Origin of the sequence: Halomonas sp. KM-1 (assembly GCF_000246875.1) — a bacterium.
GTDB lineage: Bacteria > Pseudomonadota > Gammaproteobacteria > Pseudomonadales > Halomonadaceae > Halomonas > Halomonas aerodenitrificans.
Genome location: NZ_BAEU01000079.1, coordinates 1 through 23760, shown reverse-complemented (window position 1 = coordinate 23760; position 23760 = coordinate 1). Strand labels below are relative to the sequence as shown.

Annotated in this window: 23 protein-coding genes; 5 read left to right on the top strand and 18 right to left on the bottom strand. The window is 65.9% G+C overall.

Annotation, left to right across the window (positions count from 1 at the left end):
* Window positions 1–28: 28 nt before the first annotated feature.
* From B8115_RS08505 to prmB, 4 genes are all read right to left on the bottom strand, one after another.
* The gene (locus tag B8115_RS08505) at window positions 29–475 is read right to left on the bottom strand and encodes a phasin family protein (protein WP_010627361.1); all 447 of its coding nucleotides are present in this window, start codon (window positions 473–475) and stop codon (window positions 29–31) included.
* Between the two features lie 198 nt (window positions 476–673).
* Entirely contained in the window at window positions 674–1060 is a 387-nt protein-coding gene (locus B8115_RS08500; RefSeq protein WP_010627360.1) for a DUF6489 family protein, read from the bottom strand.
* Between the two features lie 75 nt (window positions 1061–1135).
* On the bottom strand, window positions 1136–2221 hold the full coding sequence (gene aroC / locus B8115_RS08495) for a chorismate synthase (protein WP_010627359.1): 1086 nt from the start codon (window positions 2219–2221) through the stop codon (window positions 1136–1138).
* A 30-nt stretch (window positions 2222–2251) separates the two neighbouring features.
* On the bottom strand, window positions 2252–3202 hold the full coding sequence (gene prmB / locus B8115_RS08490) for a 50S ribosomal protein L3 N(5)-glutamine methyltransferase (protein ID WP_010627358.1): 951 nt from the start codon (window positions 3200–3202) through the stop codon (window positions 2252–2254).
* Between the two features lie 118 nt (window positions 3203–3320).
* Between prmB and B8115_RS08485 the strand changes: the two genes are divergently transcribed.
* Window positions 3321–3899, top strand: a complete 579-nt coding sequence (locus B8115_RS08485; RefSeq protein WP_010627357.1) for a Smr/MutS family protein — start codon at window positions 3321–3323, stop codon at window positions 3897–3899.
* Here B8115_RS08485 and B8115_RS08480 read toward each other — a convergent pair.
* The 3 genes from B8115_RS08480 to B8115_RS08470 are packed head-to-tail and all read right to left on the bottom strand — an operon-like array spanning window position 3896 to window position 6652.
* Complete coding sequence (locus B8115_RS08480; protein WP_010627356.1) at window positions 3896–4957, bottom strand: patatin-like phospholipase family protein; 1062 nt, start codon at window positions 4955–4957, stop codon at window positions 3896–3898. The two genes, B8115_RS08485 and B8115_RS08480, sit on opposite strands and share 4 nt — an antisense overlap.
* Before the next feature lie 16 nt (window positions 4958–4973).
* Entirely contained in the window at window positions 4974–5840 is an 867-nt protein-coding gene (locus B8115_RS08475; protein ID WP_010627355.1) for an alpha/beta fold hydrolase, read from the bottom strand.
* A complete protein-coding gene (locus B8115_RS08470; protein ID WP_010627354.1) occupies window positions 5837–6652 on the bottom strand; it encodes an alpha/beta fold hydrolase in 816 nt (271 codons plus the stop codon). The genes B8115_RS08475 and B8115_RS08470 overlap by 4 nt, the downstream gene beginning before the upstream one ends.
* A 213-nt stretch (window positions 6653–6865) precedes the next feature.
* Here B8115_RS08470 and B8115_RS08465 point away from each other — a divergent pair, with 213 nt between their 5' ends.
* Window positions 6866–7813 carry an AEC family transporter gene (locus tag B8115_RS08465; RefSeq protein WP_010627353.1) on the top strand — a complete coding sequence of 316 codons (948 nt, stop codon included), beginning with the start codon at window positions 6866–6868 and terminating at the stop codon, window positions 7811–7813.
* A 142-nt stretch (window positions 7814–7955) separates the two neighbouring features.
* Here B8115_RS08465 and sixA read toward each other — a convergent pair whose 3' ends face one another.
* From sixA to B8115_RS08430, 7 genes are all read right to left on the bottom strand, one after another.
* Complete coding sequence (sixA, locus tag B8115_RS08460) at window positions 7956–8429, bottom strand: phosphohistidine phosphatase SixA (RefSeq protein ID WP_010627352.1); 474 nt, start codon at window positions 8427–8429, stop codon at window positions 7956–7958.
* Window positions 8426–9499 carry an NAD(P)H-dependent glycerol-3-phosphate dehydrogenase gene (locus tag B8115_RS08455; protein ID WP_026037984.1) on the bottom strand — a complete coding sequence of 358 codons (1074 nt, stop codon included), beginning with the start codon at window positions 9497–9499 and terminating at the stop codon, window positions 8426–8428. Before B8115_RS08455 ends, sixA begins: the two co-directional genes overlap by 4 nt.
* A gap of 120 nt (window positions 9500–9619) precedes the next feature.
* Window positions 9620–11062, bottom strand: coding sequence for an NAD(P)(+) transhydrogenase (Re/Si-specific) subunit beta (locus B8115_RS08450; RefSeq protein WP_026037983.1), 1443 nt, complete (start codon window positions 11060–11062; stop codon window positions 9620–9622).
* 17 nt (window positions 11063–11079) lie between these two features.
* The gene (locus tag B8115_RS08445; protein ID WP_010627349.1) at window positions 11080–12651 is read right to left on the bottom strand and encodes a Re/Si-specific NAD(P)(+) transhydrogenase subunit alpha; all 1572 of its coding nucleotides are present in this window, start codon (window positions 12649–12651) and stop codon (window positions 11080–11082) included.
* A gap of 243 nt (window positions 12652–12894) precedes the next feature.
* Window positions 12895–14799, bottom strand: coding sequence for a molecular chaperone HtpG (htpG, locus tag B8115_RS08440; RefSeq protein WP_010627348.1), 1905 nt, complete (start codon window positions 14797–14799; stop codon window positions 12895–12897).
* 92 nt (window positions 14800–14891) lie between these two features.
* The gene (locus B8115_RS08435; RefSeq protein ID WP_010627347.1) at window positions 14892–15362 is read right to left on the bottom strand and encodes a PaaI family thioesterase; all 471 of its coding nucleotides are present in this window, start codon (window positions 15360–15362) and stop codon (window positions 14892–14894) included.
* Window positions 15355–15876, bottom strand: coding sequence for a PaaI family thioesterase (locus tag B8115_RS08430; protein ID WP_010627346.1), 522 nt, complete (start codon window positions 15874–15876; stop codon window positions 15355–15357). The genes B8115_RS08435 and B8115_RS08430 overlap by 8 nt, the downstream gene beginning before the upstream one ends.
* Before the next feature lie 201 nt (window positions 15877–16077).
* Here B8115_RS08430 and B8115_RS08425 point away from each other — a divergent pair, with 201 nt between their 5' ends.
* The gene (locus tag B8115_RS08425) at window positions 16078–18030 is read left to right on the top strand and encodes a transglycosylase SLT domain-containing protein (RefSeq protein ID WP_010627345.1); all 1953 of its coding nucleotides are present in this window, start codon (window positions 16078–16080) and stop codon (window positions 18028–18030) included.
* A 30-nt stretch (window positions 18031–18060) separates the two neighbouring features.
* On the opposite strand, the gene B8115_RS08420 is transcribed toward B8115_RS08425, so the two are convergent.
* Complete coding sequence (locus tag B8115_RS08420; RefSeq protein ID WP_010627344.1) at window positions 18061–18702, bottom strand: LysE family translocator; 642 nt, start codon at window positions 18700–18702, stop codon at window positions 18061–18063.
* 302 nt (window positions 18703–19004) lie between these two features.
* On the opposite strand from B8115_RS08420, the gene B8115_RS08415 reads away from it, so the two are divergent.
* Complete coding sequence (locus B8115_RS08415; protein ID WP_010627343.1) at window positions 19005–19211, top strand: cold-shock protein; 207 nt, start codon at window positions 19005–19007, stop codon at window positions 19209–19211.
* 102 nt (window positions 19212–19313) lie between these two features.
* On the opposite strand, the gene B8115_RS08410 is transcribed toward B8115_RS08415, so the two are convergent.
* From B8115_RS08410 to B8115_RS08400, 3 genes are all read right to left on the bottom strand, one after another.
* Window positions 19314–20015, bottom strand: a complete 702-nt coding sequence (locus tag B8115_RS08410; protein ID WP_010627342.1) for a hypothetical protein — start codon at window positions 20013–20015, stop codon at window positions 19314–19316.
* Between the two features lie 132 nt (window positions 20016–20147).
* Window positions 20148–22076 carry a M48 family metallopeptidase gene (locus B8115_RS08405; RefSeq protein WP_010627341.1) on the bottom strand — a complete coding sequence of 643 codons (1929 nt, stop codon included), beginning with the start codon at window positions 22074–22076 and terminating at the stop codon, window positions 20148–20150.
* Between the two features lie 12 nt (window positions 22077–22088).
* The gene (locus B8115_RS08400; RefSeq protein WP_010627340.1) at window positions 22089–22685 is read right to left on the bottom strand and encodes a LemA family protein; all 597 of its coding nucleotides are present in this window, start codon (window positions 22683–22685) and stop codon (window positions 22089–22091) included.
* Window positions 22686–22874: 189 nt separating this feature from the next.
* On the opposite strand from B8115_RS08400, the gene B8115_RS08395 reads away from it, so the two are divergent.
* The coding region (locus B8115_RS08395) for a DUF1538 domain-containing protein (protein ID WP_035590548.1) at window positions 22875–23760 on the top strand (886 nt) is incomplete at its 3' end.

Below are 23760 nucleotides of genomic sequence, written 5' to 3'. Positions count from 1 at the left end.
TACCGACCCCGAAGCGGTCGAATGGCTTTCAGCTCTTGCGCGACGTGGCCTTGGCCGGAGCGTCGGTCTTGGCCTGAGCGTCGGTCTTAGCCGATGCGGCCGGCTTGGCACTCGCTTCCGCCTGCTTGGCCGTATCGCTCAGTTCCTGACTGACCTCGCCGAACAGCTGCTCCAGCTCGGCACGGAACTGCTGGCTCATTTCGCCCAGCGCCTGAGCATCTTCCATCATCTGCCGCGATAGCTCGTTCATCATCTCGGCCTGCTGGGCACCGAACGCCTGCAGGTCCTGGGCATCGCGAATCTCGGAAGCGCTGCGCATGCGCTCGGTGCCCATCTGGCTGTAGCGTTTCATCGCCTCGAGCTGGTACTCGGTCATCTTCTCCATATTGCCGAGCATCAGCGAGTTGAGCTTGCGCATGGGTTCGAAGAACCGCCGCGTCTGCTGATTGAAGTCATCAAGCATCTTGTCCTGCATGGGGGCAACCTCCTGTGGACCGTGAACATGCGGGGAGCAGCGTGCACCGGTATCGGCCAAGTCTTCAGCCGCCTCCGATACCAGCGCAAAACGCCGGGCGCGATCTGACGCGGCACTCATGCTGCACCGCACAAATCGTAGCCTGCCCTGGCTCTCGCTGCAATACCCTTGCACTTTCCGCAGAACGATGAGCGTCTACTACTCCGAACGCCGAGAACGCGAGCGCGCCTTGGCCGTACCCGTATTGCTGGCCGGCCTCTCCGCGCGCTTTGATTCACCGTCCGCCGCAGGCTCCTGTGCCGCCTTGCCCATCGAACTGCCGGCCTGGCGCAGCATGTCGAGCATCATCTGCTGATAGGTGCCGAAGCTGGCCAGCCCCTGGGAGAGCCCCTGGCTCATGTCCTGGGTAAACCCCTGCTGCAGAAAAGGCTTCATCAGACTCATGGGGTCGTAACCCTCGACGCCGGACTCCATCTGCTTCTGGATCCGGTTGAGCAGCTCCTGCTGAAAGGCTTCCACATCGGGCAGGCCCAGGGCACGACGGAACTCCTCGGGCGTCAGGTCGAACTCGACGTTTATCTTCATGGCTCATCTCTGCTTCAGTGTGCTCTCAGTGTAGCAACTCGGCTCCAGACGCAACGCACCCGCTGCCGACGCTCCTCAACGCAAGACCGGCGTCCCGACCCTCACGTCACCATTCTGCGCCCGGTGACGCAACAGATGATCCATTAGCGTCAGCGCCATCATCGCCTCGGCGATTGGCGTGGCGCGGATGCCCACGCAGGGATCGTGGCGACCCTTGGTCACCACCTCGACCGGGTTGCCGCTCACGTCGATGCTACGCCCGGGCAGGGTGATGCTGGAGGTGGGCTTGAGCGCCAGATGCGCAATCAACGGTTGCCCCGAGGAGATACCGCCGAGCACGCCTCCGGCATGGTTGGAGAGAAACCCCTCGGGCGTCATCTCGTCGCGATGCTCGCTGCCGCGCTGTGCCACCGCGGCGAAGCCGTCGCCGATCTCCACCCCCTTCACCGCATTGATGCTCATCAGAGCGTGGGCCAGGTCGGCGTCCAGGCGGTCGAACACCGGCTCGCCCAGCCCCGGCGGCAGCCCTTCGGCCACCACGGTGATCTTGGCACCTACCGAGTCCTGATCGCGCCGCAGCTGGTCCATGTAGGCCTCGAGTTCGGGCACGCGCTCGGGGTCGGGACAGAAGAAGGGATTGTCGTTGACCGACTCCCACTGCTTGAAGGCGATCTCCAGCGGGCCGAGCTGGCTCATGTAGCCGCGCACGCTGATGCCCTGGTTGGCCAGGTACTTCTTGGCAATCGCCCCGGCAGCCACGCGCATGGCGGTTTCCCGGGCGCTGGAACGACCGCCGCCGCGATAGTCCCGAACGCCGTACTTGTGGTGATAGGTGTAGTCGGCGTGGGCGGGACGGAACTGGTCCTTGATGTTGCCGTAATCCTTGGAGCGCTGGTCGGTGTTCTCGATCAACAGGCCGATGGCGGTACCGGTGGTTACACCCTCGAACACCCCGGAGAGGATGCGCACCTGATCGGGCTCGCGACGCTGGGTGGTATGCCTTGAAGTGCCGGGACGACGGCGGTCGAGGTCGTGCTGCAGATCGGCTTCGCTGAGCGGCAGCCCCGGCGGGCAGCCGTCGACGATGGCGCCTAGCGCCGGGCCGTGGCTCTCGCCGAAGGTGGTGACGGTGAACAGCTTGCCGAAGGTATTGCCGGACATGGGCGTGCCTCCCGATATCGTAGGGTTGGATCAGACGAAGGACGCCGCATGGGCGTCGAGTTCCGCGGCGGTGAGGGCGAACACGCCCTGCCCGCCGCGCTCGAAGTCGAGCCACAGGAAAGGCACCTCGGGGAAGGCTGCTTCCAGATGACGGTCGGAGTTGCCGACCTCGACGATCAACACGCCGTGATCGGTCAGGTAGCGCCGCGCTTCGCGCAGAATACGGCGCACGATGTCGAGGCCGTCGGCCCCGGCGCCAAGCGCCAGCGCCGGCTCGTGACGATACTCGGCGGGCATGGTGGCAAGATCGCGGGCATCGACATAGGGCGGGTTGGAGACGATCAGGTCGTAGCGCTGGCCGGCCAGCCCCTCGAACAGGTCGGAGAGCACCGCCCGCGCCCGCGCGCCCAGGTCGTGGCGCTGGATGTTCTGCCTGGCCACGGCCAGGGCGTCGGTGCTGATGTCGGAAAGGTCCACCTCGCAGGTGGGCAGGTGCAGCGCCGCGGCGATGCCGATGCAGCCCGAGCCGGTGCACAGATCCAGCACCCGCGCCGGCGGCTCCTCGGGGAACCAGGCGGCGAAGCCACTCTCGATCAGCTCGGCGATGGGCGAACGCGGTACCAGCACCCGCTCGTCGACGTCGAAGGCAAAACCGGCGAAGAATGCCTCGCCCAGCAGATAGGGCAGCGGCCGGCGCGAGGTGATGCGCTCACGCACCAGCGCCACGATACGCGCTCGCTCCACGGGCAGCAGGCGTGCATCGAGCACCGCCGGATCGACGTTCCAGGGGAGGTGCAGGGCGCCCAGCGTCAGCGCCACGGCTTCGTCCCAGGGGGAGTCTGTGCCGTGGCCGTGATGCAGGCCGGCCAGATGAAATTCGCTGGCGGCCCAGCGCAGGTAGTCGCGCAGCGTGAGGAGGTCGCGACACAGCGCCTCGTCGTCCAGGGTCAGGGTCGAGCGGGAATCGGTGGAGTTGGCCACGAAAGGTCCTGCACAGTCGGTTGGGTTCGATGACCCGATTGTACCCGCGGCGACTGGCGGTTCACAGCCGCGCTCAGGCCGTTATACTGGCCGCTCGACGACACCACCCGAGCCCCGCATGAGCCAACGCCGCCCGCCCGACGACGATGACGACGACAGCAACGCCTTTCGCCAGGCGCTGCGCGAGGCCGGCGTGCGCCGCATTGCCGTCAATCGTGCCGACCCGGGGCGGCCCAAGCGTCGCGACCCGGCGGCAGCGGAACGTCGCGCTGCGGCGGTGGCAGCCGATACGGCGGAAAGCGCCAGTCGCACCAGCGATGGCCGTGTGGAGCCGGTGCGCCCTTCGGAATTCCTCGACTTCGCTCTGCCCGACCTGCCCTACCGCACCCGCAGCCAGCTGAAGCGCGGCCAGATCGCCTGGGAAGCAGGGCTGGATCTGCACGGCTACAGCCTCGACGAGGCGCGTCTGGAGCTGGAAAGCTTTCTCAAGGAGGCGGTGGGCAGTCGCATGCGCTGCGTGCTGGTGGTTCACGGCAAGGCGTGGGGCAGCACGGCGGATTACCCGGTGATCAAGAGCCACGTCAACACCTGGCTGCGCGAATGGCCGACGGTGCTGGCGTTCTGCTCGGCGCGGGAGAGCGATGGCGGCACCGGCGCCGTTTATGTACTGTTGCGCCGCCGTGGGCAAGCCTTCTAGCTTGCCTGCCCACCTCCCGACTCGCGGTCGACCGGCATCTGCGGCGGCTCGACAATAATACCGGCAGAACCGCCGTGGCCGGTATGCGTGCGCCCCTCGTAGCGGTCCAGCGCTTCCATGGCAAGGTGACGCCCCAGGCGAATCAGCGCCTCGGCGCGGTGAAACTCGAAGGCCCCGCATACCGTCTTGGGCACCTCGATCAGCACATCTGGGGGATAGCCTGCAATCTTGTACTTGGCCAGCGACGCCTGGGTGATGTCGAAAGAGGCCAGGATCATGTCGAGCCGGCCCCAGGCCCGTCGCCCGTTGGACGCGCGCTCGCTCTTGCCGTCCGCCATACTGGCTTCCTGATCCGCAGCGCCGAACCCTTCGAATAGCCAGCGCGTGGCACCGCGCACGTCCATCCAGCCCTTGGCCACGGCCTGCGCTTCCACCATCTCCTGCTCTTCGGTGGGCATCAGATCGTTCAGCGTCACCGGCCGGGCGCTGTGGGCGGTGACGTTGACGGCCAGCATCATATCGGCATGAGACGATACCGTCGGCGTGATCGGCAGCGGGTTGAGCAGGCCGCCGTCCACCAGGGTGCTGTCGCCGATGTGCACCGGCGTGATGACCCCCGGTATGGCGATGGAGGCACGGATCGCACGCAGCAGCGGGCCCGACTGGAACCACACCTCACGCTGCCGCGCCAGATCGGTGGCGACGGTGGTCAGCGGGATCGGCAGCTCCTCGATCTGGATGTCGCCGATGAGCTCTTCGAGTTTGCTCATCACCTTGCTGGCCCGCATCGCCCCCATCGGGCTCCAGGTGACGTCGACCAGCTTGAGCACGTCGAAGTAGTCGAGCTTGCAGACCCAGTCACGATAGGCCTCGAGCTGCCCCGCGGCATGGACACCGGCGATGACCGCACCCATGGAGCAGCCGGAGATGGCAGCGATCTCGTATCCCCGCGCCTCGAGCACCTCGATCACGCCGATATGGGCGTAGCCGCGCGCCCCGCCGCTGCCTAGCGTCAGCGCCACGCGCTTGCCCTGTTCCACCGCCTGACTGCTGCTCATCTCACCTCTCCCGGGATCATGTTCGACGCGGTTCCAGCCACGTCTCGATGGCTCGCGCCACCGCGGCCACGCTGTCAGGCTCCAGATGTAGATGGTGTCCGCCCGGCAATACCTGTCGCATCAGATGAGGGACTGCCGCACGCGCCGCCTGGGCGTTCTCACGTTCGGCCAGTATGCCCTTCTCGCCCTCGATCAACAGCACCGGCGCCTGGATCGCGCCGAGCAGGGCCAACACCTGCTCCGGACTCAGGCGTAGCGGTGAAGGCCACAGCAGCCTGCCATCGGTACGCAGACGCACGTGGCCATCGGCCTCCCACATCAGGTTGCGCTCCACCAGCGGCGTCGCGGTTTCGGCATCGATCGGTGTCACGCCACCGGCCACACGTGCCGCCACGGCGGTACTGCTATCAGGATAGCGCGGCGCCGCCGACCTCGGGCGTCTGGCGGCACGCAACCCCTTGCGCAGTTGAGCGGCGCTCTCCTCGGCAGACGTGGTGACGGCGCCCAGACCATCGATCAGGACCAGTCGCTCGATGCGCTCCGGCAGCGCCGCCGCGGTGAGACAGGCCACTCCCGCTCCCATGGAGTGGGCCAACACACTCACGCGCCTGAGGTCCAGCTCGTCGGCAGCATCCAGCAGGTCGTGGCAGTAGTCCCACAGGGCGTAGTCGCCTTCCCCATGCCGCGAATGGCCGTGACCGGAGAAGTCCAGCGCCACGATGCGCACACCGAGCCCATCGCACAGCAGCGGTGCCAGGCGGGAGAAGCTCGCGGCGTTGTCCAGCCAGCCGTGCAGTGCCAGCCAGGTGGGTGCGCTCGGCTCGCCCCAGGCGAGTGCCGCCAGGCGACCGCCTGCCAGGGTCAGGGGTTGCGCCTCGCTCATACCTCACCCTCCAGCAGTTCGTCGAGCATCGCCAGCAGCGCCTGCCGCGTCTCCTCGGGGTGCTCCATGGGAAACATATGGGTACCCGGCACCGGTGCCAGCGGAATGCCGTGGGCAGCCAGCCGGCGGCGCCGCCTGGGCGTGATCAGATCGGAGTCGCTGCCGACCAGCACGCCGAAGGGAATTCTGAGCCGGCGCGGCAGGCGCGTCAGGTGATCGGGCAGGTTGCGGAATATCTCGGTCTCGATCGCCGGGTCGTAGATCAGTTCGGCACCGCCGTCGTCACGTAGCCGCGTGCCGCCTTCCACATAGTCGTACAGGGCTTCAGGAGTAAAACGGCGGAACAGGCCGCGACGACGCAAGTGATTGGCCATCGCCTCACGATCGGGCCAGGATGCCCGGCGACCGTGGCTCTTGCCCGCCGGCGTGACCCGGTCGACGAAGCCAAAGCGCTTGGCCACCTTCATGCTCCAGGCATCGAGTCCCAGCATCAACGGCGGGTCGAGCATCACCACGCAGCGAAAGCGCTGCGGCGCATGCTCCGCCGCCATGGCCATCAGCACGCCGCCCATGGAGTGCCCCACCCCGACGACGGGGCCGTCATCGTCGAGCACGTGCTCGAGCAGCTCATCGCGCAGCGCCAGCCAGTTGGCGCCGACCGGGTAGTCGGGATGATGACCCAGGCGGTCGACGGGGTGAATGTCGAAGCGCTCATGCAAGGGAGCCAGCAGGCTACGGTAGCTCATGCCGGGAAAACCGTTGGCGTGTGCGAAGACCAGGCGCGGTCGCGATGCGGTGGAACGTTCAGTCATGAGGAGAATCCGGAGTCGGAGCTGGCCGGCAGTGGCGATAGCAGGCTAACGGGTTTACTCTATTCCGCCAAGTCGACCTCCGCTTCATACCGTTCGCCCTGTTCTGGAGTCCCGTCATGCCTCGCTCCCCTCGCGATACTCGTACGCGCAACCGTGTGTTCTTCGTCACCGTGACCGTCGCCATCGTCGTCGGCCTGTGGCTCGCACGCTGACATGGGCCTATACGAACTCTTTTTCGCCACCCTGGAGATCACCCTGCCGGTCTTCGCCATGGTCTTCATCGGCCTGGGCCTGAAGCGCCTGGGCTGGATCGATCAGGCCTTCATCTCCACCGCCTCGAGCCTGGTGTTCAAGGCCACCATGCCGACGCTGATCTTCCTCAGCATCATTCGCGCCGACCTGGATACCACGCTCAACCCCGCCATGCTGGCCTTCTTCGCCCTGGCCACGCTAGGCAGCTTCCTGCTCTCCTGGGGCTGGGCCATTCTGCGCGTGCCCTATGCCGACCGCGGCGTCTACGTACAGGGCGCGTTTCGCGGCAACTGCGGCATCGTCGGCCTGGCGCTGGCGGCCGGCATGTACGGCGACTACGGGCTTTCCGCCGGCGGCCTGCTGCTCGGCGTGGTGATCCTGACCTACAACGCCTTCTCGGTCATCGTGCTGGCCACCTATCAGGAAGGCAAGAGCGCAGACTGGCGCAGCATCGCCAGCCATATCGCCCGCAATCCGCTGATCCTTGCCGTGGTCGCCGCCATCCCGGTAGCGGCGCTGGAGCTGCGCCTGCCCGGCTGGGCGATGACCTCGGGACAGTACTTCGCCTCGCTGACGCTGCCACTGGCGCTGATCTGCATCGGCGCCACCCTGTCGCTGGGTTCGATCAGGGCCTCGGGCGGCCTGGCCATGGGCGCCAGTCTGATGAAGATGATCACCCTGCCCCTCATCGCGATTTTCGCTGCCTGGCTGGCCGGCTTCGAGGGGCGCGAACTGGGCGTACTGTTCCTGTTCTTCGCCAGCCCGACGGCGGCCGCGGCCTTCGTCATGACCAAGGCGATGGGTGGCAATGCGGCCCTCTCGGCCAACATCATCGCCCTGACCACGCTGATGGCCAGCGTGACCATCACCCTGGGGGTATTTGCCCTGAAAGTCATCGGCTGGATCTAGCTATGTCTGAAAACTGCCTGCGCTTGGCCATACAGCGTTAAAAATCAGCTCAAAGTACTCATTTACACCTCGTAAACTCCGTCTTTTCGCTGATTTTTGCCTTGTCTGGCCTTCGCTCGGCGACTTTTCAGACACAGCTGACTCAGAAGAGGTCGTGGGGTGCCATGAAGCGCAGCAGCCGGGCGCACCCTGCCGCCCACACCTCGCTCTCGAGCTCGGCCACCGCGGCGGTGGGAAAAGCGAGGCCGCGGTCGGAGCGCCCCTCCACCAGTTGCCCGGTAAGCAGCCCGACCAGCGGCATGTGGCTGACCAGCACGATGGGCTGGCCATCGCTCATGTCCAGCAGCCAGTCGCACACGCCGCCGGGCGAGTCGTCGGGGGTGATGATGGGGAGTTCCACGGCATCGATGCCAAGCGCTCCCGCGACGTGAGCCGCCGTCTGCCGGGCGCGCCGGTAGGGGCTGCTGAAGAGCCGGGCGCCTTCCAGCGACTGCCGTGAGAACCATTCGGCCATGCTCCCGGCCTCGGCGTGGCCGCGGGCGGTCAGTTCGCGCTCGTGGTCCGGCCGACCCGGACCGGCTTCGCCGTGGCGCATGACATACAGGCGCGACGTCATGGCTTCTCCTCGCCCGCTTCGACGCGCCGGTGGGCCTGCTGCACGGCCTCCCGCGGCAACACGAACTCGACGTCACTGCTCTGCTCGCCGCGCATCAGCATGCGCGCCATCTCCCGCGCCGGTACGCCCTCGAACAGCACCTGATACAACCCCTCGGCCAGCGGCATGTAGACGCCGTCCTTGCGCGCCTTGTCGCGCACCAGGCGCACCGTGTTGACCCCCTCGGCCACCTGCCCCAGCGCCTCGACCGCCTCGTCCAGGTTCTTGCCCTGGCCCAGGGCATAGCCCACGCGATAGTTGCGCGAGAGCTGCGAGGAGCAGGTCACGATCAGATCGCCCACCCCAGCCAGCCCCAGAAAGGTCATGGGGTTGGCCCCGAGGCTGACGGCGAAACGCCCCATCTCGGCCAGCGCCCGGGTCATCAGCATGCTGCGGGTGTTCTCGCCCATGCCCAGCGCCGCGGCCATGCCGGCGGCGATGGCATAGATGTTCTTCAGCGAGCCGCCCAACTCCACACCGTAGCGGTCATTGCTGGCGTAGACGCGAAAGTAGTCACAGCTCAGCGCCTGCTGAACGCGGGTGCGGGTCAGTGCATCGTCGCTGGCCACCACGGTGGCGGTGAGCTGCTTCTGGGCGATCTCGGTGGCCAGATTGGGCCCGGAAATCACGCCGATATGGGCAAAGCCGGTCTCCTCCTCGAGGATCTGGCTCATCAGCTTGAAGCCTTCCTCCTGGATTCCCTTGGTAGTACTGACCAGGATCTGGTCGGCGTTGAGCCAGGGCCGCGCCTGGCGCACCACGTCGCGAAAGGCCTTCGAGGGAATCGCCACCAGCACCAGCTCGGCCCCTTCGAGCACGGCCTCCATGTCGCTCGAGGCGCACACCGCCGGATTGATGGCGTAGTCCGGCAGGTAGCGTGAATTGCAATGCTCCCGATTGATCTGCTCCGCAAGCTGCGGGTCGCGCAGCCATTGGCACACCCTGGCCCCGTTGTCAGCGGCGATGCTCGCCAGCGCGGTACCGAAGCTGCCGCCCCCCAGAACTGCTACCCGCATGGGTTCGTCTGCCATGTCTGCCCCGCGAAATCGGTCGATGGAACGGATGAAATTGCCCTGAGTGTAACGAAGAATGCCCCCTTTCGGGGGCATTCATACCAACGTTCGGTGCGGGATGACACTCCCGCGACCGACTCAGTCGATCAGCGATAGCAGGGAGTCGATGCTCTCCCGGGCGTCGCCGTAGAACATCCGCGTGTTCTCCTTGTAGAACAGCGGATTCTCGATGCCGGAGTAGCCGGTACCCTGGCCTCGTTTGCAGACGAACACCACGCTGGACTTCCACACCTCGAGTACCGGCATGCCGGCGATCGGGCTGTTGGGGTCGTCCTGGGCCGCCGGGTTGACGATGTCGTTGGAGCCGATGACGATCACCACGTCGGTCTTGGGGAAGTCGTCGTTGATCTCGTCCATCTCCAGCACGATATCGTAGGGCACCCGGGCCTCGGCCAGCAGCACGTTCATGTGCCCTGGCAGGCGCCCGGCCACCGGGTGGATGGCGAAACGCACCTCCTTGCCGGCGGAACGCAGCTTGCGCACCAGTTCGCTCACGGCGTTCTGGGCCTGGGCAACGGCCATGCCGTAGCCCGGCACGATGACCACGCTGTCGGCGTTGTTGAGCGTGCTGGCCACGCCCGCGGCGTCGATGGCCACCTGCTCGCCCTCGATCTCGGCGGCCGGGCCCTGGGTGCCGCCGAAGCCGCCCAGGATGACGCTGACGAAGTTGCGGTTCATCGCCTTGCACATGATGTAGGAGAGAATCGCCCCTGAGGAGCCCACCAGCGCGCCGGTCACGATCAGCAGGTCGTTGGAGAGCGTGAAGCCGATAGCTGCCGCCGCCCAGCCGGAGTAGCTGTTGAGCATCGACACCACCACCGGCATGTCGGCGCCGCCGATGCCCATGATCAGGTGCCAGCCGATGAAGAACGACAGCGCCGCGAGCAGCAGCAGCGTCCAGAAACCGGCCCCGTTGAGATAGAGCACCGCCAGCAGCAGACAGATCGCCGCGGCTCCGGCGTTGAGCAGATGGCCGCCGGGCAGCTTGTGCGGCTTGCCGTCGACCTTGCCGGCCAGCTTGCCGAAGGCGACCACCGAGCCGGTGAAGGTCACCGCGCCGATGAAGATGGCGAAGACCACCTCCAGTTGCAGGAAGGTGAGCTCGTCCGGCGCCTTGGTCGCCACCAGGGCGGCGAAGGCGGAGAACTCCTGATGCGCGGTATCCAGCGCCTGGGCGGCCAACACCCGGCGCCGCTCGAGATCGGCGTTCCAGGCCACGAACACCGCGGCGAGGCCGACGAAGCTGTGCAGTGCCGCCACCAGCTGCGGCATCTCGGTCATGGCCACCTGCTTGGCCACCTTCCAGCCGATCACCGAACCGATCGCGATCATCGGGATCATCAGCCAGTAGTTGCCGATGCCGGGGCCGAAGGCGGTGAACAGCACCGCCACCGCCATACCGACGATGCCGTACCATACCGCCCGCTTGGCCTTCTCCTGATTGCTCAGCCCGCCCAGGGAGAGCACGAAAAGTATGCTTGCCGCGATGGCCGCGGCGGAAACAAAACCTTGTCCTAACATGTTCGTCACTCCGCCGCTCAGGATTTCTGGAACATGGCCAGCATCCGGCGTGTCACCAGGAAGCCGCCCACGATGTTGATGGTGGCGATCAATACCGAGATCGCCGCCAGAAGCACCACGATCCAGTTACCCGAACCGATCTGCAGCACGGCACCGAGCACGATGATGCCGGAGATGGCATTAGTCACCGCCATCAGCGGCGTATGCAGCGAGTGGCTGACGTTCCAGATCACCTGGAAACCGACGAAGCAGGCCAGCACGAAGACGATGAAGTGCTGCATGAACGAGGCCGGGGCGATCTGCCCGAGCAGCAGCATCAGCGCCCCGCCTATGCCGAGCAGCGTGACCTGACGCTTGGTCTGCTCCTTGAAGCTGGCAAGCTCCGCCGCGCGTTTCTCCTCGGGCGTCGGCTCCTTGACCTTCTCCTTGGGCTTGGCCGCGGCAATGGCCTTCACCTTGGGCGGCGGCGGCGGGAAGGTGATCTCGCCCTGGTGCGTCACGGTGGCGCCGCGAATCACGTCGTCTTCCATGTCATGCGCGATGGCGCCGTCCTTCTCCGGCGTCAGATCGGTGAGCATGTGACGAATGTTGGTGGCGTAGAGCAGCGACGACTGGGTCGCCATGCGCGACGGGAAGTCGGTGTAACCGACGACGGTCACGCCGTTGTCACTGACCACCTTCTCGTTCGGCACGGTAAGGTCGCAGTTGCCGCCCTTCTCGGCGGCCAGGTCGACGATCACCGAACCCGGTTTCATCGCCTTGACCATGTCCTCGAGCCACAGCTTGGGCGCCGGACGACCCGGGATCAGCGCAGTGGTGATGACGATGTCGACCTCGGGGGCCTGCTCGCGGAACAGCGCCAGCTGCTTCTCGCGGAACTCGGGGCTGGAGGGTGCGGCGTAACCGCCGGTGCCGGAGCCGTCCTGGGCCTCCTCGAAGTCGAGGAACAGGAACTCGGCGCCCATGGATTCGATCTGCTCGGCCACTTCGGGACGTACGTCGAAGGCGCGCACCACGGCACCCAGGCTGGTCGCCGTGCCGATGGCGGCAAGGCCAGCCACACCGGCGCCGATGACCAGCACCTTGGCCGGCGGCACCTTGCCCGCTGCGGTGACCTGGCCGGTGAAGAAGCGTCCGAAATTGTTACCCGCCTCGATCACCGCACGGTAGCCGGCGATATTGGCCATGGAGGAGAGCGCGTCCATCTTCTGGGCCCGCGAGATCCGCGGCACCATGTCCATGGCGATCACGGTCGCGCCCTGGGCGCGACAGCGCTCCAGCAGCGCCTCGTTCTGGGCCGGCCAGAAGAAGCTGATCAGGGTCTGACCCTCGCGTAGCAGGTCGGCTTCCGCCTCGCTCGGCTCGCGCACCTTGATCACGATCTCGGCGTCGCGCCACAGCGCTTCGGCACTCTCCGCCACACTGACGCCGACGGCCCGGTAGGCCTCGTCGTCGAAGCCGGCGGCAACGCCGGCCCCGGTTTCTATCAAACACTCGTGTCCAAGCTTCTGTATGAGCTGTGCACTGTCAGGGGTGAGCGCGACGCGCGCTTCTCCCGTGGCGAGCTCCTTGGGTGCACCAATCTTCACGTTGGATCTCCCTTTATGGTTATTGAACTTTCTGGTTAGGCAATCCGACTATTCATACCTGACCTTACTGCGATGCACAACAGCAGCCCCGCCCTTTCCTTCCAGCTCGTGGGCAATACTATCCAGCTGAAATTGCGAAAAAAAAGCTTGCTGACCCTTACGTCAAGAGAGGGCGAGAAGACGCGAATAGATACGAAAAGGCCGCCCGAAGGCGGCCCAAAGTGCTATGTCGTCAGCCTTATGTCAGGCGGTCAACAGTGCGTTGAGGCGGCGTACGTAGGCCGCCGGATCGTCGAGGTGGCCGCCTTCGGCGATGATTGCCTGGTCGAGCAGTACCAGCGCCAGATCGCCGAAGCGCTCGCCCTCGGCGGCCTCGAGCCGCTCCACCAGGGCATGGCTCGGGTTGAGCTCGAGGATCGGCTTGACCTCGGGCATCTTCTGCCCGGCGGCCTCCATGATACGGCGCATTTGGAAGCCCATCTCGTGCTCCGGCAGCACCACGCAGGCCGGCGAGTCGGTTAGCCGGTGGGTCACCTTGACCTCCTGCACGGCGTCGCCCAGCGCCTCCTTGACCCGCTTGACCAGCGCCTCCTTGGCCTTGGCGGTCTGCTCCTGAGCCTTCTTCTCTTCCTCGCCCTCGATCTCGCCGAGGTCGAGCTCACCCTTGGCCACGTCGACGAAGCGCTTGCCTTCGAACTCGTGCAGGTGGCTCATCAGCCACTCGTCGATGCGGTCGTGCAACAGCAGTACCTCGATGCCCTTCTTGCGGAAGATTTCCAGGTGCGGGCTCGATTTCGCCGCGTTGAAGCCGTCGGCGACGATGTAGTAGATCTTCTCCTGCCCTTCCTTCATGCGCGCGACGTAGTCGGCAAGCGACTGGTCCTGGGTGGCGCTGTCGGTGTGGGTGCTTGCGAAGCGCAACAGGGCGGCGATCTTCTCGCGGTTGGCGAAGTCTTCCGCCGGGCCCTCCTTGAGCACGCTGCCGAACACGTTCCAGAAGGTCTGGTAGGCCTCCTGGTCCTTGGCCAGCTTCTTGAGCATGTCCAGCGCACGCTTGGTCAGCGCGCTCTTGATCTTCTCGACCTTGGGATCCTGCTGCAGCAGTTCGCGGGAGACGTTGAGCGACAGCTCCCGGGTGTCGAGCACGCCCTTGACGAAGCGCAGGTAGAGCGGCAGGAACTGCTCGGCGTCGTCCATGATGAAGACGCGCTGGACGTAGAGCTTCACGCCGCGGGAGCCGTCGCGCTCATAGAGGTCGAAGGGCGCGCGCCCCGGCACGTAGAGCAGGCTGGTGTATTCGAGCTTGCCCTCGACCTTGTTGTGGCTCCAGGTCAGCGGATCGCTGAAATCATGGGCCACGTGCTTGTAGAAGGCCTTGTACTCATCGTCGGAGATCTCGCCCTTGGAGCGCACCCACAGCGCGGTGGCTTCGTTGACGGTCTCCCAGGTGGTGACCTCGCTGCCTTCGATCTCGTTGCCCTCGTCATCCCTGGCGGTCTCGACCTTGGGCATGCGCACCGGCACCTCGATGTGGTCGGAGTACTTGCGTACCAGGCTGCGCAGGCGGAAGTCGTCGGCGAACTCCTTGGCGTCCTTCTTCAGGTGCAGCACGATCTCGGTGCCGTGCACCTCGCGCTCGAGGTCAGCGACGGTAAACTCGCCCTCGCCCTTGGAACGCCACTCGACGCCCTCGGCCTTGTCACTGCCCGCCTTACGGCTGCGCACCGTGACTTCGTCAGCAACGATGAAGCTGGAGTAGAAACCGACGCCGAACTGACCGATCAGGCGGGCATCCTTCTGCTGCTCGCCGGAGAGCTGCTTGAGGAACTCGGCAGTACCGCTGCGAGCTATGGTGCCCAGGTTCTTGATCACCTCCTCGCGGCTCATCCCGATGCCGTTGTCGCGCAAGGTCACGGTACGTGCCTTCTCGTCATGCTCGATCTCGATGCGCAGCTCGCTGTCGCCCTCGTACAGGGCGTCGTTGTCCAGCGCGGCATAACGCAGCTTGTCGCAGGCGTCGGCGGCGTTGGAAATCAGCTCGCGCAGGAAGATCTCCCGATTGGAGTACAGGGAGTGGATCATCAGGTGCAGCAGCTGCTTCACCTCGGTCTGGAAGCCGAGGGTTTCCTCGTGAGCGGTCGTGGACATGGATCGATTACCTCATCGCGTGAACCCACGGCGGTGCCCGGCGCACCGCCGCTACTGAACTGTTCAGCGATATGGGGTCCACATCCCGCTTTTCAAGCGTCGTTGGGCTCCGGCGCCCCCAGCACCAGGTGCAGGCGTGCGGTAGCCACCGGCTGGTCCTCCGCTTCCTGCCAGGCCGTGACCTGAACGTTGGCCAGTCGACGCCCCTCGCGCAGCAGCTGGCATCTGGCATGGGTGGTCACCACCCGGGCGGTGCGCAGATAGTCGATGGAGAAGTCGACGACACGGGGCAGGCGCGGCTCCCTGGCCGAGAGCATCAGGTCGAGGGTGCCCGCGGTTTCCATGAAGGCCGCCACCACGCCGCCATGCAGCGCCGGCAGCAGCACGTTGCCGACGTTGTGCTCGCGCGGTTCGAGATGAAAGATCAGGCCATCGCCGCTAGCGTCCGGCGTGGCCGTGACGCCGATGTAACGGGCATAGGGCAGCCGCTCGAGCCAGGCGGCAACGTCTCCTTCGGCGCGCGTCCTGGCCAGCCAGGCCACGTCGTGAAATCCTTCAGGCATGGTCGTCCTCCCCGAACAGCGCCTCGGCGAAACCCGGCGGCGTATTGCGCGGCCCGAGCCGCACGAAGTTACCGATGCCGCGGGCAATGGGCCGCTGCGGGTCCTGCCACAGCGTTCCTTCGGTGAAGACCATGGCACCGGTCACGCGCAGCACGCGAGCCTCGGCCATGATCGGCTGGCCGGCCAAGGCCGGGCGATAGTGATCGACCCGCAAATCGAGGGTGGGACAGACCTCCGGCGCGGGCAGCCCACATAGCACTGCCGAGCCGCACACGGTGTCGAGCAGCATGGTCAGCACCCCGCCGTGCACCAGTCCGCGCTCGGTGTCGCCCAGCAGTTCGTCGCGCCAGGGCAGACGCATGTGCACCCTGGGCGGTGCGACTTCCAGCACCTCGAGGCCCAGCTCCCGGGTATGCGGTATGACGTTGACGAAACGGGTCAGGCCGGCTCGCCATCGTTCGGGACTTCGGTGTGCCGCGGCAGATTCCTGGCGCGACTCGTCAGATGCGCTCACTCTCTATCCTCCAACACTCACACCTCCAACAAGCGTTTGATCCAGTTTCGCAGACTAGACGCCGCCCGTCGGCGAGACAAGCGTTCCGATGACGGAACGTGAGATGCGCTGAACGAGAAAGCGACCACACGGTCTACTCAAAACGGCTCCAATGGGCCAGGATACAGAGGTTCGTCACCGCCCTTCCGGAGGCCGTTCAACATGCGCCATTTTTTCCCCTTGCACCGCGCGGCCGCCCTGCTCACCGCGGCGGCCTTGAGCTTTTCCGTCACCGCGCATGCCCAGCCCAGCGACAGCGCCATGCGCACGGCACTGGAGGCCGCGCGCAACCATCAATGGGATCGCATCGACCAGGCCGGCATCAGCGGTCATGTGCTGGAGGGCTATGTCGAGTACCATCGCCTACGCAGCCGCCTGCCCCAGGCCGAGCCTGGCCAGATACTGGAGTTCATCGAGCGCCACCGGGGCGCCCCCGTGGCCGACTGGATGCGCGGCCAGGCGATCGCCCGCTATGGTGCCGCCGGGCGTTTCGGCAGCCTGCTTGCCGTGGCCGATGGCGAGCCCAGCGGCACCGAACGGCAGTGCTACTACTACACGGCGCTACTCGGCAGCGATCCCCAGGCCGCCGCCGAAGGTGGCCGCCAGCTGTGGCACGTGGGCAGTTCCCAACCCTCGGCCTGCGACACCCTGTTCGACCACCTGCGCGCCAACGGCGAAATCAGCGAGCTCGATATCTGGGAGCGCAAGATGCTGGCCTGGGAGCAGGGAGAAACCGGCCTTGTCAGCTATCTGGGCCGTCTGTTGGGCAGCCGCTGGCAGGATGGCATCGACGCCGTGGAGCGCCTGCAGCGCAGCTACGCCGACGTCACCCGCGTCCCCTCCTGCATCGGCCCCGAGTGCCGTGGCAGCGGTCCGCTGTTCGTCTCGGCCATGCATGGCTTCACCCGTGCCGATACCGAAGCCGCCTACGAGGCGTGGCGCAAGATTGCCCCGCACCTTCCGGTCGAGGAGCGCCATCGCCACGCCATCGAGGAAGATCTGGCCTTCTACTCACTGGTGCGTGGCATCGATCACAACATGTACTGGGTCGACGAAGCCCTGCCGCGCATCGCTACCACGCGGGTCCTGGAGTTGCGCATTCGCCACGCCCTGGCCAACCGAGACTGGGCCGGTGTCCTCGATTGGGTGGAGATGCTGCCCGAGGACAGCCGTGACAACAGCCGCTGGCAGTACTGGAAGGCACGCGCTCATGAGCAGTTGGGTGACAGCGAGCGGGCCGAAGTGGCCTACGCGCAGGCCGCCCAGGGGCGCAACTTCTTCGGCTTCGCCGCTGCGGATCGCATCGGACGCCCCTACTCGCTGAACCTGGAGCGCAGCAACTTCGACGAGAGCTACCGCGCAGAGGTGGCCCGCTGGCCAGCGGTACAGCGCACCGAAGCCCTGCTGCGCATCGGTGAGGATGGGCTGGCCAACAGCGAATGGCTGCATGCGGTGGCCACCGCCTCGCCGCGCGAGGTCAGAGCACTGGCCGACTATGCCCAACGCCGAGGCTGGCATGCACGGCTGGTGCAGACCACCATCACCGCCCAGCTGTGGGACGCGCTCGACTGGCGTTTCCCCGAAGCCTATCGCGAGCATTTCCTCCACTGGGGACGGCAGACCGGGGTCGACCCCTTCCTGCTGATGGGCATCGCCCGTCGTGAGAGCGCCTACAATCCGGTGGCGCTGTCACCGGCCGGCGCCCGCGGCCTGATGCAGATCATGCCGGGCACCGCCACCCAGCTCAGCCGCCAGCTCGGCATCAGTGACCCGGGTCCCTATGGCGTACTCGACCCCGAGCTCAACATTCGCCTGGGCAGTACCTACATTCGCGACATGACCAACCGCTACCGCGGCAACCGCCTGGCCGCCGCCGCGGCCTACAACGCCGGCCCTGGCCGGGTGGACCGCTGGCTGCGCGACGCGCCGGAAGAGTTCGACCTGTTCGTCGAAGCGATCCCCTTCCGCGAGACCCGCGACTACGTACAGGCGGTGCTCTCCTACCGGGTGATCTTCGAGAGCCTGGCCAACGGTGGCAGCAGCGAGGGCGTGTCGATGCTCAGCCAGGCGGAGAAGACGGTACGCTACGACGCCTCCCTGCTGGCCCGTAACTGAGCCGTCGAGCCAACCACCACCGACACGGAATCAGGCTGGCTGCCGTTCCAGCGCCAGCCTGACACCGAAAAGAACCAGCACCGCGCCCGTTGCCCCATTGAGCGCCCGCGCAAAGAGACGGCTGCCCAGCCAGCGCCCCGCACTGCCGACCATGAAGACGATGGCGATCTGCCATACGTTGGCAATGACGAAATGCACCCCGGCCAACCACAGCGACTTGAGCAGCGCCGGATCGGTCGGTGCAATGAACTGAGGCAGAAAGGCCATGTAGAAGACCACGGTCTTGGGGTTGAGCACGTTGGAGAGCAGTCCCTCGCGCAGCGGGCGCCATAGCGGCACGGCCTGGCGCTCGCCCTGCACGGCCCCCAGCGGCAGTCCGGTGCCACGCCGCGCCGCCAGCAGGCCGTTGATGCCCAGCCAGATAAGGTACGCTGCGCCGGCCATTTTCAGTGCACTGAACGCCCAGGCCGATTGCAGCAGGATCAGCGAGATACCCAGCGCCGAGATGGTGGCATGCACGAACAGGCCGCAGCAGATGGCCAAGCTGGTTAACACGCCATCGCGGGTGCCGCCGCGGGCGGTGTTGCGGATGACCAGCAGGGTGTCTACCCCCGGGCTCATCGACAGCAGCGTGATGGCAATGAGAAAGGGCCAGAACTGGGCATCGACCATATAAGGACTCCGTTAAATATTGCCTAAGCAGGGCAATAGATTCTCTGGACGCTAGGAAATTTTCTATCTACAGTGGATTGAGCGGGCGGCCAGCCTGGGGCGAGCGACTCACTACAAACAGCGCCTTCTCCAGTGGCTTCCGCTGCGTAGGCTTGAAAGTGGAAAGACGTGACGCTGCAAGGCGAGCCAAGCATGGCGAGTCATGGTACACCCGAAGCGCACATTTTTCTCTTGCCACGCACTTCGGGCCCCGGTATTCCGAGTGCCCAGTACGATCAATCAGTAAGCAAGGAAAATCGACAATGGCAACTGGCACTGTCAAGTGGTTCAACGATACCAAGGGCTACGGCTTCATCTCTCCGGACGACGGCGGCGATGACCTGTTCGCACACTTCTCCGAAATTCAGGCTGAAGGCTTCAAGACCCTGCAGGACGGTCAGAAGGTGACCTTCGAAGTGACCCAGGGCAAGAAGGGCCTTCAGGCCTCCAACATCCGGATTGCCAACTGAGGCTCGTCCTCGGCTGGCCCTGATGTCTGCCTGACGAAAGGCCCACTCGTTCGAGTGGGCCTTTTTCGTCTTTCCAGCCGCAGCCTTTCCGGATCCGGCTGTTCAGTCCTCGATCTCGAAGCGCGGCGCCTCGCTTTCCGGTTCACGCCGCTCGGCTTCCTCGAACTGTGCCTCCAACTGACGCTGCGCTTCCTCGAAACGGCGCTCGGTCTCTTCGAGCCAGGCATCGATGTCGGACTGCGTCACCTCCCCGGTGCGCTCCGCCTCGCGATCGATTTCGGTCGTCGTATCGCGCTCGCCCCCACCTATCGGTTCGAGCCGGGTGCTGTAATCTTCGTCGCTCTCCATGGGCTCCAGGGCGGGTGGACTCTGCTCCACCTCCTCGAACTGCTGGTCGATCTGACGCTGCGCTTCTTCGAAGCGACGCTCGGTATCCTCGATGATGGCATCGATATCGGAGCGGGTCGGCTCACCGGGTAGTGCACCGCCCTCTTCGAGGGTATCGACCGGAGATTCCCCCAGCGTCTCGGCGTCGGCCTCGAGCTCGCCGTTGGCTTCCAGCTCGGCGGCGTCCTCTTCGGGGATGGCCGGCAACGACTCATCATCGGTCGGCACCTCTTCCTCGGCCGCCGGTGGCGGCGTCTCCGGCTCGTCCTCCGTCATCTCGATGTCAGGCTCGGCCTCGGTGGCCGGCTCTTCGGGCTGGGGTGTCGCGTCAGCCTCTTCGCCATTGTCGCCACAGCCCGCCAGCCCAAGGGCTAGCGTCAATGCCACGGCGGCAGGAATCCAGGGTGTCTTGGCCATCGGCTTTCTCCCATCCATATGAGACCAGCAAAAGGCCCCTATTCCAGCAGAGCCCGACAGCTGCTGCAAGCCACCGGGCCTTGCCCTCCTGGGGATTGGACAACGATAACGAGAAACGATCCCGCATCCGCCTCAATTCTGCACGGTGACCAGCGGCAGCGGGCACCCCAACGACCAGGCCACGGCCCGTAGCAGTTGGGCTTCTTCCGGCGCCACATGGCCGTCGTGCGTCACGCAGTCGAGCATGGCATCGAGCAGCCGGGCTCGCTCGGTGTCCGCCAGCCGCCGGCAGCGTGCCAAGGCGTCGTCGAGCGCCTGCGGCGAAGCCGGCTCCGGCCGCAGCGTCAGGTTCATGTCCAACCGTTCGGCCGCCTTGTCGAAGGCCGCTCTCGCCCGATCCTGTTCGTCGCTGCCTGCCAGAGCCAGGCTCGACAGTAGCAGCTCCACCGCGTCCCCAGCCTGCGCCAGCGGCAGGCGGCGACCACGCGGTAACGTCGCCCCCTGGCTGCCCACCGTCACCAGCCGGTGTAGCGCCCACTGCAGGGCGCCGGGGCGATGCTCGGCGGCCATCAGGCGCTCGAGGCATTCGTGCAGTCTTGCATATTGGGCCACCGAGAGCTGGCGCAGCATAGGTAGACAGAGTTCGATCAGCGCCAGTCGCTGACCCGGCAGCACGTCGCGCAGCGGTTGGTCGAGACGCTCAAGCTCCGCCAACACCTCCGGCATGGCAGCATCTACCAGCGCCTCGCGCTGTCGGGTTCGGCTCTCGGGCTCCGCTCCCATCAGAATGCCGTAGATGACGGCGCGTGCCGCATAGGGCTCGTGAACTGCCTCAAGCAGACGAGGATCGATCTCGGCCAGGATCCCTCGGGCGCCCTCGAGATCGGCATCGCGCGGCTCGCCGACTCGCTGTGACACTCCCCCGCCGGTGGCAAGAAAGGCGCTCCCGGTAACAGCCGCTGTCGCCGTCGCTGCAGCCGTCGCTGCAGTCGCCGTCCGCGGCGCCTGCAGCGCTTCATCGGTCCTGTCGTCCAGCGCCTGCCTCGGCTCGGGCAGCTCGCCGTCCCACTCGGGCTCGAGGCGGCGGATGCGGGTCGCCAATGGCGGGTGGGTGGCGGTCAATCCGCGCAGGCCGGACACACCGCGACCGAAGTAGAGATGACTGAACTCCTCGGCTTGCGCCGCGCGCAGCTCGGAGCCCTGCGCGTGCGCTGCCACGCGCTTCAAGGCGCCGGCCAGGCCGGCCGGGTTACGGGTGTACTGCACAGCGCTGGCATCGGCGAGAAACTCGCGCTGACGGCTGACTGCCGCCTTGATCAGATTGCCGCACAGCGTGCCGATGAAGCCCACCAGCATCAGCGCCAGGCCCGCTCCCAGCAGCACGACCTGGGCATTGTTCTGGCGCGAGCCGCGCACCATGCGCCGGGTCGCCGTTCCACGCAGCAACATGCGCCCCACCAGGCCGATCACCAGAATGCCGTAGAGCAGCGCAATCAGGCGCATGTTGAGACGCATGTCACCGTGCAACACATGGCTGAACTCATGGGCCACGACCCCCTGCAGCTCGTCCCGCGAGAGGCTCTGGATGGCCCCACGGGTGACGCCGATGGCGGCATCCTGCGGTGTGTGCCCGGCGGCAAAGGCGTTGATGCCTTCTTCTTCGAGCACGTAGACCAGTGGCACCGGCAGCCCCGAGGCAATGGCCATCTCCTCGACCACGTTGAGCAAGCGGCGCTCGTCGGGGTCACGGGTATCGGCGTTGATCGGCCTGCCGCCCAGCGCCTCGGCCACCGCCGCTCCGCCTGCGCGTAGCTGCATGTGGCGCGCCAGGCTGCCCGCCGACACCACCGCCAGGACCCCGAGGGTCACACCGCCAAGCAGCAGCGGATCGAAGGCAAGGGCCAGCGGGTCGGCTCCCGGCTGGCCGCCATCGAGCAGTGCCACTGCCAGGGTCACCACCAGGACGGTCACTACCACCATACCGATCACGGCCACCAACAGCAGAAACACCAACCACAGGGTCAAGCGGCGTGCTTGGGCCTGAGCGCCGAAGAAATCCATTGCGGCGCGCCGTCAGAAGCTGATGCGTGGCGCCGCCTGAATCTCGGCGCTGTCGTCGAACTCCAGCAGCGCCGCGTCCTCGCGATGCCCCAACGGGCCGGCCAGCAGCACCGGCGGGAAACTCTGCTTGTAGGTGTTGTACTGCATGACCGCATCGTTGAAAGCCTGGCGGGCAAAGGCCACGCGATTCTCGGTGCTGGTCAAGGTCTCGGAGAGCTGGCGCATGTTGTCCGACGCCTTCAGGTCCGGGTAGGCCTCCATCACCACGTTGAGCCGCCCCAAGGCGGCACCCAGGGCCCCTTCGGCACCGGCCAGCTCGGCCATGGCGCCGGGCTCGCCTGGCCTTGCCGCCGCCGACTTCAGCCCGGCAAGCGCAGCATTGCGCGCCTCGGTCACGGCGGTCAGGGTATCGCGCTCGTGGGCCATATAGGCCTTGGCGGTCTCGACCAGGTTGGGAATCAGATCATAACGCCGCTTGAGCTGCACCTCGATTTGGGCAAAGGCGTTCTGGTAGCGGTTCTTCAGCGCCACCAGGCGGTTGTAGATGCTGGCCCCGTAGATCACCAGCAGTGCCAGTACCACCAGAGCGACGATCACTGTCATGTTCATTCGCGTTCTCCTGTCCGCGGCCACCGTGCCCTGTTGATATAGGTCAAGATGGAGCCTGCATTAGCGCCTGCTAACTGTCATGGGCCGATGGTATAGTGTGGCAGCCACCCAGGCCAACCGCCTGATGCATCGCGCCACCAACGCTAGCCGCGACACCATAGCCCAACCGATATTGCCAGGGAGTCGGTCTTGGTAGAGCAATTCAAGGATTTTCTCCACGCATTGGCCCATGCCCTGCGCAACCTGCTGCCGATCATCATCGTGGTGTTGGCATTCCAGGCGCTACTGCTGCGCGAGTGGCCCGAGGGCGGGCTGAGCATGGCGCTGGGGCTGCTGATCGTCGCCCTGGGCGTGGCGCTGTTCCTGCAAGGGCTGGAGCTGAGCATCTTCCCGGTGGGCAAACGGCTCGCCAACCAGTTCGCCCGGCGCGGCTCGATGCCGCTGCTGATGCTGTTCGGTTTCGCCATCGGTTTTTCCGCCGTCATCGCAGAGCCGGCCCTGATCGCCGTGGCCGAGCAGGCCGCCATGATCAGCGAGGGGCGCATCGACGCCCTGACGCTGCGCCTGATCGTGGCCAGCTCGGTGGGCCTGGTGATGGCCCTGGGAGTGTTCCGCGTCATTCTCGGCCACCCACTGCACTGGTACATGATCGTCGGCTACGTGATCGTGGTGATGGTGACCTTCTTCGCCCCCGAGGAGATCGTCGGCCTGGCTTACGATTCCGGCGGCGTGACGACCAACATCGTCACCGTACCGCTGATCGCCGCGCTGGGCATCGGTCTGGCCGCCTCGATTCGCGGTCGCAACCCCTTGGTCGACGGCTTCGGCCTGGTGGCCCTGGCGGTGATGGTGCCGATGATCAGCGTGCAGCTCTACGGCATTCTGGTCTACGCCGATCCGGGTACCCTGGCCGGCGGGGCCGAGGTGCTGCGTGCCGAAGCCGACGCCGCCCCACCAGCCGGCTGGGTGACGATGATTCTCGACCTGTTCGGCATGCTGCGCGACGTGCTGCCGATCATTCTGGTGATCCTGTTCTTCCAGTACGCCGTGCTGCGCCACCCGCTGGCCAGCCCGC

Coding starts and splice junctions, on each gene's coding strand:
- B8115_RS08505 (WP_010627361.1), bottom strand. CDS start 475: ATGCAGGACAAGATGCTTGATGACTTCAATCAGCAGACGCGGCGGTTC.
- B8115_RS08500 (WP_010627360.1), bottom strand. CDS start 1,060: ATGAAGATAAACGTCGAGTTCGACCTGACGCCCGAGGAGTTCCGTCGT.
- aroC (WP_010627359.1), bottom strand. CDS start 2,221: ATGTCCGGCAATACCTTCGGCAAGCTGTTCACCGTCACCACCTTCGGC.
- B8115_RS08485 (WP_010627357.1), top strand. CDS start 3,321: ATGAGCCAACGCCGCCCGCCCGACGACGATGACGACGACAGCAACGCC.
- B8115_RS08480 (WP_010627356.1), bottom strand. CDS start 4,957: ATGAGCAGCAGTCAGGCGGTGGAACAGGGCAAGCGCGTGGCGCTGACG.
- B8115_RS08475 (WP_010627355.1), bottom strand. CDS start 5,840: ATGAGCGAGGCGCAACCCCTGACCCTGGCAGGCGGTCGCCTGGCGGCA.
- B8115_RS08470 (WP_010627354.1), bottom strand. CDS start 6,652: ATGACTGAACGTTCCACCGCATCGCGACCGCGCCTGGTCTTCGCACAC.
- B8115_RS08465 (WP_010627353.1), top strand. CDS start 6,866: ATGGGCCTATACGAACTCTTTTTCGCCACCCTGGAGATCACCCTGCCG.
- sixA (WP_010627352.1), bottom strand. CDS start 8,429: ATGACGTCGCGCCTGTATGTCATGCGCCACGGCGAAGCCGGTCCGGGT.
- B8115_RS08455 (WP_026037984.1), bottom strand. CDS start 9,499: ATGGCAGACGAACCCATGCGGGTAGCAGTTCTGGGGGGCGGCAGCTTC.
- B8115_RS08450 (WP_026037983.1), bottom strand. CDS start 11,062: ATGTTAGGACAAGGTTTTGTTTCCGCCGCGGCCATCGCGGCAAGCATA.
- htpG (WP_010627348.1), bottom strand. CDS start 14,799: ATGTCCACGACCGCTCACGAGGAAACCCTCGGCTTCCAGACCGAGGTG.
- B8115_RS08435 (WP_010627347.1), bottom strand. CDS start 15,362: ATGCCTGAAGGATTTCACGACGTGGCCTGGCTGGCCAGGACGCGCGCC.
- B8115_RS08425 (WP_010627345.1), top strand. CDS start 16,078: ATGCGCCATTTTTTCCCCTTGCACCGCGCGGCCGCCCTGCTCACCGCG.
- B8115_RS08420 (WP_010627344.1), bottom strand. CDS start 18,702: ATGGTCGATGCCCAGTTCTGGCCCTTTCTCATTGCCATCACGCTGCTG.
- B8115_RS08415 (WP_010627343.1), top strand. CDS start 19,005: ATGGCAACTGGCACTGTCAAGTGGTTCAACGATACCAAGGGCTACGGC.
- B8115_RS08410 (WP_010627342.1), bottom strand. CDS start 20,015: ATGGCCAAGACACCCTGGATTCCTGCCGCCGTGGCATTGACGCTAGCC.
- B8115_RS08405 (WP_010627341.1), bottom strand. CDS start 22,076: ATGGATTTCTTCGGCGCTCAGGCCCAAGCACGCCGCTTGACCCTGTGG.
- B8115_RS08400 (WP_010627340.1), bottom strand. CDS start 22,685: ATGAACATGACAGTGATCGTCGCTCTGGTGGTACTGGCACTGCTGGTG.